Annotated in this window: 13 protein-coding genes; 11 read left to right on the top strand and 2 right to left on the bottom strand. The window is 45.6% G+C overall.

Annotated elements, in window-relative coordinates:
• The first annotated feature begins 101 nt into the window (after positions 1 to 101).
• From ACYVRH_RS03700 to ACYVRH_RS03660, 9 genes are all read left to right on the top strand, one after another.
• Complete coding sequence (locus ACYVRH_RS03700; protein WP_461255584.1) at positions 102 to 314, top strand: FeoA family protein; 213 nt, start codon at positions 102 to 104, stop codon at positions 312 to 314.
• Between the two features lie 14 nt (positions 315 to 328).
• Entirely contained in the window at positions 329 to 553 is a 225-nt protein-coding gene (locus ACYVRH_RS03695) for a FeoA family protein (protein WP_461253756.1), read from the top strand.
• Between the two features lie 11 nt (positions 554 to 564).
• On the top strand, positions 565 to 2,787 hold the full coding sequence (gene feoB, locus ACYVRH_RS03690) for a ferrous iron transport protein B (protein ID WP_461255583.1): 2,223 nt from the start codon (positions 565 to 567) through the stop codon (positions 2,785 to 2,787).
• Positions 2,788 to 2,798: 11 nt separating this feature from the next.
• The gene (locus tag ACYVRH_RS03685; protein WP_461255582.1) at positions 2,799 to 2,960 is read left to right on the top strand and encodes a FeoB-associated Cys-rich membrane protein; all 162 of its coding nucleotides are present in this window, start codon (positions 2,799 to 2,801) and stop codon (positions 2,958 to 2,960) included.
• The gene (locus tag ACYVRH_RS03680) at positions 2,960 to 3,169 is read left to right on the top strand and encodes a heavy-metal-associated domain-containing protein (RefSeq protein ID WP_461255581.1); all 210 of its coding nucleotides are present in this window, start codon (positions 2,960 to 2,962) and stop codon (positions 3,167 to 3,169) included. The genes ACYVRH_RS03685 and ACYVRH_RS03680 overlap by 1 nt, the downstream gene beginning before the upstream one ends.
• Before the next feature lie 34 nt (positions 3,170 to 3,203).
• Positions 3,204 to 5,039: an ABC transporter ATP-binding protein gene (locus ACYVRH_RS03675; RefSeq protein ID WP_461255580.1), complete on the top strand. Its 1,836-nt coding sequence runs from the start codon at positions 3,204 to 3,206 to the stop codon at positions 5,037 to 5,039.
• A gap of 32 nt (positions 5,040 to 5,071) precedes the next feature.
• Complete coding sequence (locus ACYVRH_RS03670; RefSeq protein ID WP_461255579.1) at positions 5,072 to 5,275, top strand: type II toxin-antitoxin system HicB family antitoxin; 204 nt, start codon at positions 5,072 to 5,074, stop codon at positions 5,273 to 5,275.
• Positions 5,272 to 5,448, top strand: coding sequence for a type II toxin-antitoxin system HicA family toxin (locus tag ACYVRH_RS03665; protein WP_461255578.1), 177 nt, complete (start codon positions 5,272 to 5,274; stop codon positions 5,446 to 5,448). Before ACYVRH_RS03670 ends, ACYVRH_RS03665 begins: the two co-directional genes overlap by 4 nt.
• Positions 5,449 to 5,658: 210 nt before the next feature.
• Positions 5,659 to 7,665: an MATE family efflux transporter gene (locus ACYVRH_RS03660; protein ID WP_461255577.1), complete on the top strand. Its 2,007-nt coding sequence runs from the start codon at positions 5,659 to 5,661 to the stop codon at positions 7,663 to 7,665.
• A gap of 857 nt (positions 7,666 to 8,522) precedes the next feature.
• Here ACYVRH_RS03660 and ACYVRH_RS03655 read toward each other — a convergent pair.
• Positions 8,523 to 8,984, bottom strand: coding sequence for an Hsp20/alpha crystallin family protein (locus ACYVRH_RS03655; RefSeq protein ID WP_461255576.1), 462 nt, complete (start codon positions 8,982 to 8,984; stop codon positions 8,523 to 8,525).
• Positions 8,985 to 9,294: 310 nt separating this feature from the next.
• Between ACYVRH_RS03655 and ACYVRH_RS03650 the strand changes: the two genes are divergently transcribed.
• Both ACYVRH_RS03650 and ACYVRH_RS03645 read left to right on the top strand, forming a co-directional pair.
• Complete coding sequence (locus tag ACYVRH_RS03650; RefSeq protein WP_461255575.1) at positions 9,295 to 11,748, top strand: GH36-type glycosyl hydrolase domain-containing protein; 2,454 nt, start codon at positions 9,295 to 9,297, stop codon at positions 11,746 to 11,748.
• A 5-nt stretch (positions 11,749 to 11,753) separates the two neighbouring features.
• Positions 11,754 to 13,439 carry a hypothetical protein gene (locus tag ACYVRH_RS03645; RefSeq protein ID WP_461255574.1) on the top strand — a complete coding sequence of 562 codons (1,686 nt, stop codon included), beginning with the start codon at positions 11,754 to 11,756 and terminating at the stop codon, positions 13,437 to 13,439.
• Position 13,440: 1 nt separating this feature from the next.
• On the opposite strand, the gene ACYVRH_RS03640 is transcribed toward ACYVRH_RS03645, so the two are convergent.
• Positions 13,441 to 14,568, bottom strand: a complete 1,128-nt coding sequence (locus ACYVRH_RS03640) for an aldo/keto reductase (RefSeq protein ID WP_461255573.1) — start codon at positions 14,566 to 14,568, stop codon at positions 13,441 to 13,443.
• Between the last annotated feature and the right edge of the window lie 121 nt (positions 14,569 to 14,689).

The raw sequence follows: 14,689 nt of genomic DNA, 5'->3' as shown, positions 1-14,689 counted from the left end.
AAAATTGTAAGCGGTTAAACTTGAGTTGGTTAGCGAAAACTAACTTTTTTATTTACCTTGTGGTTAGTCATAACTTACCGCAACCGGAAAGGAAGGATACAATGATGCCTTTATCAATGGCAAAAATCGGAGAAGAAAATTCGATAAAAAAAGTGGGCGGCAAGGAAGAAATCCGTCAGTTTCTCGCAAACCTCGGCTTTGTTCCCGGTTCGCACGTTACGATTGTTACCAAAAACAGCGGTAATGTGATTGTGAGTATAAAGGAATCCCGCGTGGCCGTGAGTCAGGAAATGGCCACAAAAATAATGGTTTAAGGAGGAAGTAGGTAATGAAAACGCTAAAAGAGACAAAACCCGGTGAAACTGTTCAAGTAGTAAAAATAGGCGGCGGTGGCCCAATAAAACGCCGTATCATGGAAATGGGTATTACCAAAGGAGTAGAAATCCATGTCCGAAAGGTAGCCCCGTTAGGTGATCCTGTAGAAATTACGGTGCGGGGTTACGAACTTTCCCTGCGTAAAGAAGACGCCGAATCAATCGAAGTTAGTGAGTAGAGGAGGAATATATGGCTATTAAAATCGCGCTTGCGGGAAATCCCAACAGCGGCAAAACTACGTTGTTTAACGCCCTTACAGGCTCAAACCAATTTGTGGGAAACTGGCCTGGCGTAACGGTAGAAAAAAAAGAAGGCAAATTAAAAGGGCAAAAAGACGTAACCGTAACGGATCTGCCGGGCATTTATTCACTTTCGCCTTACTCGCCCGAAGAAATAGTCGCCCGCAATTATTTAATTGACGAAAAACCAGAAGCAATACTGAACATTATTGACGCTACGAATTTGGAGCGCAATCTGTTCCTTACAACACAGCTTACAGAACTTGGCATACCCGTTGTCATGGCGTTAAACATGATGGACGTAGTGCATAAAAACGGCGATAAAATCGATGCCGTGCGGCTAGCGAAAGAGCTTGGCTGTCATGTTGTGGAAATATCCGCGCTTAAAGGCACGGGGATTATGGAAGCGGCGGAAATGGCGGTCGAAGCGGCGAGCGGCGTAAAAACCTTACCTCAGCACAGTTTTTCAGGCGCTGTGGAACATACGCTTGCGCATATCGAAGAAGCGGTTTTACATGACATGCCTGATGAACAGCAACGATTTTTTTCCATAAAACTGTTTGAGCGTGACAAAAAAATAATCGAAAAACTTGGATTAAAACCCGAACAAGTTGCGCATATTGAGCAAGACATTAAACAGTGTGAAGCTGGACTTGAAGACGACAGCGAAAGCATAATCACCGCTGAGCGTTATAGTTACATTGATTCAATCATCAAAGACTGTATAAAAATAAAAAACAAAGGCAAACTCAGCATATCGGACAAAATAGATAAAATCGTTACAAACCGAATTTTAGCGCTCCCAATTTTCGCCCTGATAATGTTTATTGTCTACTTTGTTTCGGTAACAACGGTAGGAACAATTGCTACCGATTGGGCTAATGATGGAGTGTTCGGAGACGGCTGGCACTTGTTTGGAATTGGTTCATCAGCTTATGAAGATTCAGTCGGAAACTTTAAGGACGGACTGATAACAGAAGAACCCGACCCGGCTAATTTCGGCGTATGGGTTCCCGGCGTTCCGGTAGTGCTTGGCAATTTACTTGAAGCGATAAATTGCGCCGAATGGCTAAAAGATTTAATTTTAGATGGAATTGTGGCTGGCGTGGGCGCGGTGCTTGGTTTCGTGCCGCAAATGTTTATCCTGTTTATCTTCCTTGCCTTTTTGGAAGCCTGCGGTTATATGGCGCGTATCGCATTTATCATGGACAGAATTTTCCGCCGCTTTGGGTTGTCGGGCAAATCATTCATTCCGCTTCTTATCGGCACAGGCTGCGGCGTTCCCGGCATTATGGCATCACGCACAATTGAAAACGACCGCGACCGCAAAATGACAATCATGACCACTACTTTTATTCCCTGCTCCGCAAAACTGCCCATTATCGCCTTGATTGCCGGCGCTCTGTTCCACGGAACATGGTGGGTCGCTCCAAGCGCATACTTTATTGGCATTGCGGCTATTATTTGTTCAGGCGTGATTTTGAAAAAAACAAAATTGTTCGCAGGCGATGTCGCTCCATTTGTCATGGAACTCCCAGCCTACCACTGGCCTACCGTGCTTAACATTTTACGCAGTATGTGGGAACGTGGCTGGTCATTTATCAAAAAAGCCGGAACGATAATCCTTTTGGCGACAATATTCGTCTGGTTCGCGTCCAATTTTGGATGGGGCGAAGACGGCTTTGGCATGGTCGATATGGAAGAAAGCGTTTTAGCGATTTTGGGCAGAGCTATTGCCTACATCTTTATTCCTTTGGGCTGGGGAAACTGGAAAGCCGCTGTCGCTGCCATTACAGGTTTAATCGCTAAAGAAAATGTGGTTGGCACTTTCGGTATTCTCTACGGTTTCGGCGATGTTGCCGACGATAGCACGGAAATATGGAGTACGTTAGCCGCAAGTTTTACAACATTAGCCGCTTATTCATTTTTAGTGTTTAACCTGTTATGCGCTCCCTGCGTTGCGGCAATGGGTGCAATTAAAAGAGAAATGAATAACGCCAAATGGTTCTGGGCGGCAATAGGCTACCAGTGCGGTTTAGCGTATATTGTGTCGTTGTGCATCTATCAATTTGGAATGATGTTTACAGGTCATTTTGGATTTGGAACGGTAGTGGCGTTTTTGTTAACGGCTGGATTTTTGTATATGCTGTTCCGCCCGGCGGTTAAAGAATAGCGGAGGAATTTATGTCTAATTATTTGTTGAATAACGCGGGGACAATTCTTACCGGATTATTTCTGCTTGCGATTGTTACAATGGTTATGGTGAAAATCGTCCGTGAAAAAAAGAGATGCACAGGAATATGCTCCGGCTGTTCCTGTGATTGCGGAGTAAAAAGGGAAGTCTGATGGAAAAAACTAAATTAAAAGTGGACGGAATGTCCTGTAGTCATTGCGAAATCGCCGTCCAAGACGCTGTTCGCAAATTGTCCGGTATCAAGAAAGTTAAAGCTGACAGGCACAAAAAAGAAGTGGTTGTTGATTATGACGCTTCCCTTGCAACTCAAGAGCAGATTGTCAGTGCGATAAATAGCACTGGTTATAGCGTGATTGGGTAAACCAGACAACAGCGATTTTTTTCAGGAGCATTAAATGACTCAGATAAAACGTAAGACAGGAATGGCACGCCTTATGGAACTTGCCATGCGTAAAAGATTGCTTGTCATTTCTTCATGCGTGTTGGCGGTAATCAGTACGGCGGTATCGTTTACGCCATTTATCGCTATTTACTACATCATTCGGGAATTAGTAACGCATTACGCGAATATGTCTACGCTGAACACGGCGTATTTGATTCAAATGGGATGGCTTGCGGCGGGCGGAGCGGTTGCGGCGATTGCGCTTAACTTTGCGGCTCTTATGTGTTCGCACTGGGCGGCGTTTTCAACGCTGTATCTCTTAAAACTCGACTTCACGCGGCACATCGCCTCGCTCCCTTTGGGCTTCCATAGCGCGAACTCCACTGGCAAACTGCGTAAAATCGTGGACGTGAACATCGAAAAATTGGAAGGTTTTATCGCCCACCAGTTGCCCGATTTGGCAGGCTCAATCGCCATGCCCGTCTTTGCCCTCGCCATTTTATTTACGTTTGACTGGCGGCTTGGGCTTGCGTCCTTCGTGCCTATCCTTATCGCCTACTTTCTGCAAATGTCGGCGTTTGGACAGGAAAAAGCGAAGACCTATATGAAAAAATATCAAGACTCCCTTGAAGATATGAACAATGCCGCAGTGGAGTATGTGCGCGGTATCTCGGTGGTCAAGGCGTTTAACCAGACGGTATTTTCTTTCCGTAAATTCCACGAGACTATAAAAACCTACAGCAGTTACTGTTTAAATTATACTCTGTCTTTTGAAAATTATTATACGCTGTTTATGTTGATCATAGGACAGGTGTATATCTTCCTTGTTCCGGTGATTATCTGGCTTTCCGGCGGCGTCGCTGATTATACGCAGTTTGCCCTTTCCTGCGTATTCTATCTTGTTTTTTCGATGTCGCTTATCGGACCGTTTATAAAACTGATGTACGTATCTTCGATTGGCAAGCAAATAGCGGACGGCGTGGAACGCATGGATAGAATATTTGACGAGCCGCCGTCGAACCGAAGGTTCGCAGCCGAAACAGCGTCTCCAAAAACAGCTAACGGTTACACAATTGAGTTTGAAAATGTTACATTCACTTATAACGATGAAAATGAATCGGTCGCTATTTCCGATGTCAGTTTCACGGCAAGGCAAGGCGAAGTAACCGCATTAGTCGGACCATCGGGCGGAGGCAAATCCACGTTGGCACACCTCATTCCCCGCTTTTACGATGTGGCGGCAGGCGCGGTAAAAATCGGCGGTACGGATATACGGGACATGGACAGCGATTATATGATGAGCATTGTAAGTTTTGTTTTTCAGGACGTGTTTTTGTTCAAGCAGAGTATTTTAGACAATCTGCTTATCGGTAACAAAAACGCCACACGGGAACAGATCATTGCCGCCGCAAAAGCCGCTCAATGCCACGAGTTTATCGAGAAACTGCCGCATGGATACGATACGGTAATCGGCACGGCTAATGTGCATTTGTCGGGCGGTGAACGCCAGCGTCTGGTGATTGCAAGGGCAATTCTGAAAGACGCTCCGATTATCGTGCTTGACGAGGCGACCGCCTTCGCCGACCCGGAGAACGAGCAAAAAATCCAGCTTGCCTTTGAAGAACTAATGAAAAATAAAACCGTCATTATTATCGCTCACCGTCTTTCCACCGTGCGCGGAACCGACAAAATCGTGGTGATTGATAAGGGCAAGGTCGCCGAATCAGGAACGCACGACTCGCTTGTTGCGAATAACGGGAGGTACGCCCGTATGTGGGAACAGTATATCGGCGCGATGAACTGGACGCTTGCGAACAAACAAGCCATTATTGACATTACCTTTGGTTAATGTGATAATTAACTTCACGGAGGAATGTCAACATGGAATTAAATTATACATTTTGGCAAGAAAAAGACGGATGGTTTTTAGGTTTTCTGGATGAATACCCTGAATATTGGACACAAGGTCAAAGCATCAAAGAACTGGAAGAAATGTTACTTGATATTTATAAAAACGAACAGGAGGAAGCACCTCAAGAAATCCCTAAACGCCAAACAGGTAAAATAGTTTTGAGTGTTGCATGAAAAGGAGCGCATTGTTAAAAAAACTTCATCAGGCAGGCGTTGTTTTTGTGAAACATGAATCAAAACATGATCTTTACATGAATCCAAGAACAGGTGTAAAAGATCGTGTTCCCCGCCACAATGATATACATGAAATTTTAGCCAAGAAAATTATACAAAGATTATCTAATTAAGACTGCACACGCCAAATGGTATCTGATATCAACCCCGCAACGCCCCCGTGCATTTTTCCCCCACCATGCTTGACAACTTTTCTCGAAAAGTAACATAATGATCATGTTGGGCGGAGCGTCCGTCTAACGCAGTTTTTAGGCACCTTTCCTCCGATAAAGTGTCCCCTAGTGCTTTTGCTCTGGAATACTTATTTTAAGGAAAGGTACACTATGAAACCTACCAATGAGGGCGAAGCTATCACCCACAATCAAGGCGGCGTGTCAGCGTTTATGCTGAACGATCCTATCCGCCGTCTCCTGCCAAAGTTTGCGATACCATGCGTAATTTCCCTCGTCATTTCATGCCTGTATAACATCGTTGACCAAATATTTGTCGGGCAAGGGCTTGGCTATCTCGGTAACGCCGCCACAGGTATTATCTTCCCGATAACCGTTGTCGGTTGGGGCTTGAGCCTTCTGTTCGGGGACGGCGGAGCGGCTTTTTTCAGCATATCTCAGGGAGCAGGCGACACGCAACACGCCGGAAAGGCGGTTGGCAACAGTATCTTGTTTTCGTTCCTTACGGGCGTTGTTTTAATTGTTATATGCTATGCCGCAGGCGACAGTTTGTTTTACGCCCTCGGATCGACAGATGCGACTATTCAATTTGTACGGGACTATGGGTATATCATATTCGCTGGTATTCCGCTCGCACTAGCAGGGCAGACGCTCATAACAATAATCCGTGCGGACGGCAGCCCAAAATACGCAATGTTTACAATGCTTGTCGGCTGTATTCTGAACATTATTTTTGACCCGATAACGATTTTTGTCTGGGGTTGGGGAATGAAAGGAGCGGCATTGGCAACGATTTTCGGGCAAACGGTCAGCTTCATTCTGGCGATTGCGTATCTTCCGAGAAGCAAAACATTCAAGTTCAAATTTTCAGACCTCAAGCCCGATTGGGGCGTTTTGCGTCAGGTAACGCCGTTGGGAGGGTCAAGTTTCCTCACGCAAATTTCAATCGTTGTCGTAACAGTTGTCAACAATAAATTGCTTGTCTCGTATGGCGCAATGTCCGAATTCGGAGCGGATATTCCGTTGGCGGCGTTTGTCGTCATTATGAAGCTGTTTCAAATCGTGTTAAATATCGCAATTGGTATAGCGGCAGGGGCACAGCCGATTATTGGTTATAATTACGGCGCAAAGCGTTTTGACAGGGTAAAAGAAACATTTAAATATGTGATAACTTCAATTTTTATCATTACGCTGATTACGACTGCGTTATTTGAAATTTTTCCCAAAGCGTTTATATCACTTTTCGGCACAGACAGCGAACTTTATACAATGTTCGCTATCCGATGTCTGCGGATTTACCTGTCGCTGATTGCGTTGACCTGTCTGCAAAAAGCTTGCGCGATATTCCTTCAATCTATCGGCAAGGCTAAAGCGGCTATTCCGCTGTCGATGCTTCGGGACGTGATTTTGCTCATAGCTTTTTCATTTTTATTGCCGTTGTATCTCGGCGTAACAGGCATATTCTGGGCGGCTCCAGCCGCAGACATTTTGGCAATGGTAACAACTGTTTTTGTGATTGCCATTATGTGGAAACAGTTGAGCGTAACCGAAACAGCCGTTCAGATTGAAACGCCGATTTTGAAAGCGTCCGTACCGGGACCGATTATCACGATTGACCGGGAACACGGGTCAGGCGGTAAAGCAATCGGGGAGCTTGTCGCAAAGAAACTTAACGTACCATTTTATTACAAGGAAATGGTTGCGCTTGCGGCGGCGGAGAGCGGTCTATCACAAGAATTTATTTCAAGTCTCAACACGGCGGAAGCAGGGGCGGCTCACAGTTTGTATCTCGACACCGAGCCGGTTCGTGATGCGATTATCGCCCAAGAGCAAGCGTTGAGGGAGATCGCCGAAAGCGGCTCCTGTGTCATTGTCAGCCGTGCCGCAGGTCATGTATTGAGAGAAAACCGTAATCTTGTAAATGTTTTCATTCATGCACCGAAAGCGTACCGTCTTGAACAGGTGATGAAAACCTACGGCGATACGGAAGAACAGGGAAAAAAGAACATAAGCCGTCTTGATTTAGCACGGGCGGCTTATTATGCGAAAGTGTCGGCACTTAAATGGGGCGATGCAAAGAATTACGATTTATGTATTGACAGCTCAATCGGTACGGAAAAAGCCGCCGCAGTGATACTCGAATATGCAAGGGGTATATGAAAAAACATAGATTACTTAAATAAAACCGCCCGCTTGACAAAAAAGTTAGGAGACACTAACCTGTAGTTAGCAACAACTAACTTACGCCCAAAGGAGGCTGTCAATGTTTAATCTGAAAAACACGCCCGGCTTATCAGACGGCGGTTACAGGGATTTCAAGCGGGGCGTTGCCGGATTGCTTGGGAGTTTTGCCAAAGAGAAAGCTACTGTTTTTATTTGAATTTTTTTATTTGGTAAGGTTATATGCTTTTTATTGTTATTTGTGTTTGGGAAAACTCCTCAACTAAAAAAGCCGTAGGCTTTTTTAGCCCTGCGTATGGCAAAAACATCTTCTTTGGGTTCCCCGCCACAGCCAAATAAACGCACGGCGTAGCCGTGTAGATCAATAATGCCGCACGCTGAGAGCACCAATAAATGTCACAGTCCCCAATAAAAGCAAGGCCGCCTTTAGGTGGCCGTCAGTGTGACGTTCTCCCAGAGTTTTTGCCACCCGCAGCCTGGAGTTTTGCCAAACACAAGACATTATCAAGAAGCATGGAGTCTAGCCAAGGTAAAAAACGCAACGAAAACAGTAGTTTGCTATTTGGCAAAACTCCTAAGCAATCCGGCAACGCCGGATTGCACTGTACTTAATAAATTCCTTTGAGCATACATCGTGTAAAGTATTTTTAAAACAGATTAATTTGTCCCAAAAAAAACCAGGGGTCATTGCCCGTAATCCTCCGGACAACAACCCCCGATCCCTCCTTTATCTACTACGCTAATCTATGTAACTTGCTCCTATCCATCTTCGTTCGCTATGGTTCGTGTGGTTCGTGGTAAATCTCTTCATTCTTTCCCAGTTCGTGGTTAATAAATTACGCAGCATTAATCCGAATCGCCCTTTTCTGTGTCTCGGCGCGTTTTTTAATTTCCAAACTGAGAATGCCATTTTTGAAAGCCGCGTTCACCGCTTCGGGATCGGCGTTTTCAGGCAATTTGAAAGAACGGGTAAAAGAGCTGATCTTCCTCTCGCGGAGAATATAAGTCCCCGTGTTTTCATTGGTCTTTTTCTCTTCGCGCGCGTCCTCTTCTTTGGAAGAGATCGTCAGGCTTGAGCCGTCAACATGAACCTCTATGTTTTTTTCATCATAGCCGGGCAACTCCATATCCAGAACATAGCTGTTCTCGTTTTCCTGAATGTCTACTGCGGGAATGTGATTAAACATCCTCGCGGACGGGGCTAAAATTGAGTCGCCAAAAAAGGACTCAAAGTAGCGGTCAAAATCGCTCAGGGCGTTTTGAATAGTGTTGGGGCGGTACATGGCTAATGTTTTCATAATTTTCTCCATCATATCCGGCGGGATAATTACGGAATTAATGGTTCAACGAACCATCCCCCTTTCGGCGGGCTTCCGCTCGTCCTCGTCGATATAAATTTATTAGCAAAAACTGTGCCAAGTGCGAAAATAGTCATTTTTCATACAAATTCACGTAAATTTACCGATTTTTAAATCGATTTTTGGTCAAAATGACACAGTGAAGAAAAAACGGGCAAATTTTGTGTCAAATTGACACAATTTCGCGTCAATCTATATATTTATTGAATTAAATAGACACATAAGCTATCCTAAAAAAAAGGAGATTACCATGCAATATGGACATTTTGACGACAACGCAAGGGAGTACGTGATTACCCGTCCCGACACGCCTTATCCGTGGATTAACTATTTGGGCTGTGAGGATTTTTTCGGGCTTTTTTCCAATACATCGGGCGGTTATTGTTTTTGCCGAGACGCGCGTATGCTGAGGCTGACGCGTTACCGTTACAATAATGTCCCGACTGATGCGGGCGGGCGTTATTTTTATTTGCGGGACGAGGGCGACGTGTGGACTCCTTCATGGATGCCGATGAAGTCCGCGCTTGACCGTTACGAGTGCCGGCATGGAATGGGCTATTCAAAAATTTCTTCGTCGCGTAACGGGTTGGCTTTTTCGCAAGTTTCTTTTGTGCCGTTACGCGACACCTGCGAGATACATAAGGTTACTCTGACCAATGAGTCAAATATTGATAAACGTATTGATATGTTTTCTTTTATCGAATTTTGTCTATGGAACGCCAATGACGATATGACCAACTTCCAGCGCAATTTCAGCATTGGCGAAGTTGAGATTGACGGTTCGCGCATTTATCACAAGACCGAGTACCGAGAGCGGCGCAATCATTACGCGGTGTGGGCAGTCAATGTTCCAATCGAAGGTTTTGATACGGACAGGCAAACTTTTCTAGGCCTTTACAACGGTTTTGATCATCCGCAGGCTGTTTTTGAAGGAGAAGCAAAAAATTCCGTCGCTTCAGGATGGGCGCCTGTCGGCTCTCACCACATCAAGGCGCGGCTTGCGCCGGGCGAATCTAAAACTTTTGTGTTTGTTCTCGGTTACTGTGAAAATCCCGAGGATCAGAAATGGGAGCGTTCCGGCGTGGTAAACAAAAAGCCCGCAAATACGCTTCTTGAAAAATACGGTACATCCGCCTCTGCGGACAAGGCTCTTGCCGCGCTTAACGAGTACTGGAAAAGTCTCCTTGGGCGTTTTACCGTGGACGCGGAAGATAAAAAAATGGCGCGTATGGCGGGTATTTGGAACCAGTACCAGTGTATGGTAACGTTTAACATGTCGCGCAGCGCGTCCTATTTTGAATCGGGCATTGGGCGCGGCATGGGTTTCCGCGATTCAAATCAGGATTTATTGGGCTTTGTTCATCTTGTTCCCGAACGCGCCCGTTCCCGTATTTTAGACATAGCGGCGACGCAGTTTCCAGACGGCAGCGCGTATCATCAGTACCAGCCGCTTACAAAGAGAGGCAATAACGAAGTCGGCTCAGGCTTTAACGACGACCCACTTTGGCTCATCTGCGGAGTAGCAGCGTACATCAAAGAGACGGGCGATTATAGTATCCTTGAAGAAAAAGTCCCCTTTGACAACAACGATGCGTTAGCTGACACTCTCTTTATTCACTTAAAACGCTCTTTTGATTACACCGTAACGCACGTCGGGCCGCACGGCTTGCCGTTAATAGGACGCGCCGACTGGAACGACTGTTTAAACCTTAACTGCTTTTCCAAAACGCCAGGCGAATCTTTTCAGACCACTGCCAATTATGAAAGCGGCGTGGCGGAATCAGTCCTGATAGCGGCGATTTTCGCGTTTACCGGTCCGGATTACGCCGAAATTTGCCGCCACACAAACCGCGCCAAAGAAGCCGAGTACGCGGAAAAAGCAATCGCTAAGATGATAGATGCCATTGATCAGCACGGTTGGGACGGAGATTGGTTTGTCCGCGCCTATGACGCTTACGGCAAAAAAATCGGCAGCCGTGAATGTGAAGACGGAAAAATATTTATCGAATCAAACGGTTTCGCGGTGATGGCGGATATTGGAATTAAAGACGGGCGCGCGCGAAAAGCGCTTGATTCCGTAAAAGAACATCTTGAAACGCCTTATGGCATTGTGCTTTTGCAGCCGGCGTACAAGGACTACCATCTTGAGTTAGGTGAAGTTTCTTCGTATCCGCCCGGCTACAAGGAAAACGCCGGAATTTTCTGCCACAACAACCCGTGGGTTACGATAGCGGAAACAAGATTGGGGAGAGGGAATCGCGCGTTTGAAACTTACGCTAAAATTTGCCCAGCCTACCGCGAAGACGACAGCGATTTACGCCGATTGGAACCGTATGTGTACGCGCAAATGGTAGCCGGCAAAGACGCGGTTCGCCACGGAGAGGCGAAAAATTCTTGGCTTACCGGAACTGCGGCGTGGACTTTTGTCAGTATTTCGCAATATATTCTAGGAGTGCGCCCCCTCTTTGACGGCCTTATGATAGACCCGTGCATTCCTTCAAACATGAAAGGTTTTACCGTTACCCGACATTTCCGTGGCGCGGATTATCACATCATGGTGGACAATAGCGCGTGCGTGGAAAAGGGAATAAAGTCTATTATGGTTGACGGCAATTTGTTGGACGGCGAGGCTTTGAAAAAGGCGGTTTTGCCCACGTTTGGTGATAATAAGACGCATAAAATTATTGTAACTATGGGGAAATAAAATTTATGCATTACAAGAATTTTTTAACGGTTACTTATGCGACCGCCGGTTATCTGAATGATAACTCGCTTGAGCAGATAAGGGCGGACATTGAAAAAGTAGGAAAGTATATCAAACTGGATAAAATCTACCTTGAAACTTACCGTTCGGAAATACTTGTTGATAGAAAAAAGATGGAAGAAATTAAATCGCTGTTTATTGAAAAAGGCTACTCTGTATCAGGCGGCATAACGACGACCGTAAAAAGCACATTGATGGGCAGTATGTGTTTTACGGATACGGAAAACCGCAAAAGGCTTGGGGAAATTGCAGCCTACACTGCGGAAGTTTTTGACGAACTAATATTAGACGATTTTTATTTTACAAATTGCCGTTGCGAATCCTGCATAAAAGCTAAGGGAGACCGCGATTGGGCTTCTTTCCGTCTTGCGCTGATGAATGATATTTCAGAAAACGTGATAATCAAAAACGCGAAAACTGCGAATCCAAAAGTAAATTGTATAATCAAATATCCCAATTGGTACGACAGTTTTCAGGCTAACGGCTATAACCTTGAAGATGAGCCAAAAATGTTTGACATGATCTACACCGGAACTGAGACGCGCAATCCCCATTACACCCATCAAAATCTGCCGCGTTATTTAAGTTTTTTCCTGCCCCGCCTTATGGAGCATATCAAGCCGGGAAAAAACGGCGGCGGCTGGTACGACCTTTTTGAATGTTCTCTTGAAGACTATGTGCAGCAGGCGTATTTGACGTTATTTTCAAAATGCAGAGAACAGATGCTGTTCTGTTTTCCGTTACTCGTCAACGCCCCGCTTTACGCCGCCGCAGCGGGAGCGTTCTACGATGAAGCGGATTTATTCATCGGGCAGATTGGTGAATCTGTGGGGGTTGCCTGTTATAAGCCATATCATTCTTATGGAGAGCGGCTTCTTCATGAATTTATAGGAATGTGCGGCATCCCCCTCGATCCATATCCTTATTACCCTACTGACGCGAAGACGGTATTTCTTACAGCGGACGCGGCGTGGGATAAAGAAATAGTCGGCAAGATAAAACAAAGTCTTTTAAACGGAAGCAAAGTTTTTATTACCAGCGGGCTGTATGAAAAATTGGCAGGCAAGGGAATAGAGGATATACTGCCGCTTGAAATTACAAACAGAAAAATAACTACGGATGTTTTTACCAACAGCGCTTTAGGCAGGGGCAACTGCGGTTATGTAAAAGCAGTCGCTCCCATAACTCTTCCCCATGTCGCCTACAATGAAAACGACTTATGGCCGCTTTCATCCGCGCTTACTCCCTATTCAAGCCACGCCTTGCTTTTGTGCGGCGCGTATGGCAAAGGCAGTCTCTATGTACTGACAATACCCGACTCATTCGCCGATTTGTACAATCTTCCCGCCGAGACGCTCAATCTTTTGCGCGGTGAATTTAATTTGCCCATAACGCTGGAATGTTGCAGCCGAGTGTCTCTGTTCCCCTATGACAACGACACTTTTATTTTGCAATCATTTCTTGACAGGCCTGAACGGGCGCGCGTCCGCATTAACAGGGCGGGAGCGTCGTTAGTACCGTTAAAAATGCCAAAAATGCGCCCGTTTGAGATTGTACGTTCCGGGGAGAAGGAGAGTATTTTTGATATTCACATAACGCCGGGGCATTATATGGCGTTTAGGATTGAGTAATTCACGCCAATGTCTTATGCGTCTCCTGCAACTGCTTTATAATTGGCAGTTTCTGCGGGCATTTTTCTTCACACGCGCCGCACGCTGCGCACTTTGAAGCGTCCGCGCTTTTTCTCCAACTCCAGCCGTTCATCATTTCTTTGTACGCGCTTTTCGCGTGTTCTTTCAAACCGTAAACGCTGTAACGGTTCATTATTTCAAAAAGATACGGAATGTCGATGCCCTGCGGACAGGGTTTGCAGTAATTACAGCCAGTGCAGTAAAGTTTGGCGAGGTTTTTGTTTTCTTCCATCATGGATTTCACATGACGCAGTTCGTCTTCCGTTAAATGGCCGGTACGTGATGCGATCTCAAAGTTTTCATTTAACATTTTCAGATCGCCCATGCCGGAAAGGGCCATGTCTACGTTTTCATTCGCAAGCACGAAGCGCAATGCCATTTCCGCCGTGCTTGTCGATTTGTTTTTCAGTAAGCTTTGAATTTTTTCGCTTGGAGCGCCGAGTCTGCCACCACCGACCGGCCCCATTACCACAACACCCAAACCTTTGGACTTCGCGTAGGCGATGTTCTCTTCATTGGAACGATCCAGCATATTGTACTGAACAAGAGTTGTTTCAAAGTGGCCTGAGTCCACTATCTTTTTGTAATTTTCAGCCGCGTCGTGGTACGAGAATGAAATGTGCTTGATAAGCCCCTGCTCTTTGGCTTTGTACGCCGCTTCAAGAGGGCCGAATTTTAATCCCTGCCATGACTCAAAACTTTTTAACGAGATGCCCCAAAAGTGATAAAAGTCGATGTAGTCCGTGTCCAGTTTTTTCAGCGACTTTTCAAGCCGTTCCATCCAGTGATCGCCGTCAGCGTCTTCGATGGGGTTCTTCGTTGACAGATACACTTTGTCGCGCCAGCCTTTCAACGCTTTTCCGACTGCGATTTCGCTTAACGTTTCGCAATAAAGCGGCGCGGTATCGACATAGTTTATTCCCATGTCAAACGCCTTCTGCATAAGAGGGACGGCAAGGTCTTCGTCAACAATTTTCTTGCCGTCAACTTCCTTCATGGGCAGGCGCATCGCGCCGAAACCCAACGTCGAAACTTTTACGCCTGTCTTGCCAAAAGGTTTATAAATCATATATTTCTCCTATTCTATAAAAACAAACAATGTTTGAAAGAGAAGTAAATTAAATATCCTGTTTTTTTCGGTAAAGAGTATATTTATCGGAGAAAAATTCATATAATAATCAACTTCGTAA

This window comes from Treponema sp. R80B11-R83G3, from assembly GCF_054786115.1.
The sequence above is the reverse complement of the archived record's forward strand: the minus strand, read 5'-3'. Positions and strand labels throughout refer to the sequence as shown.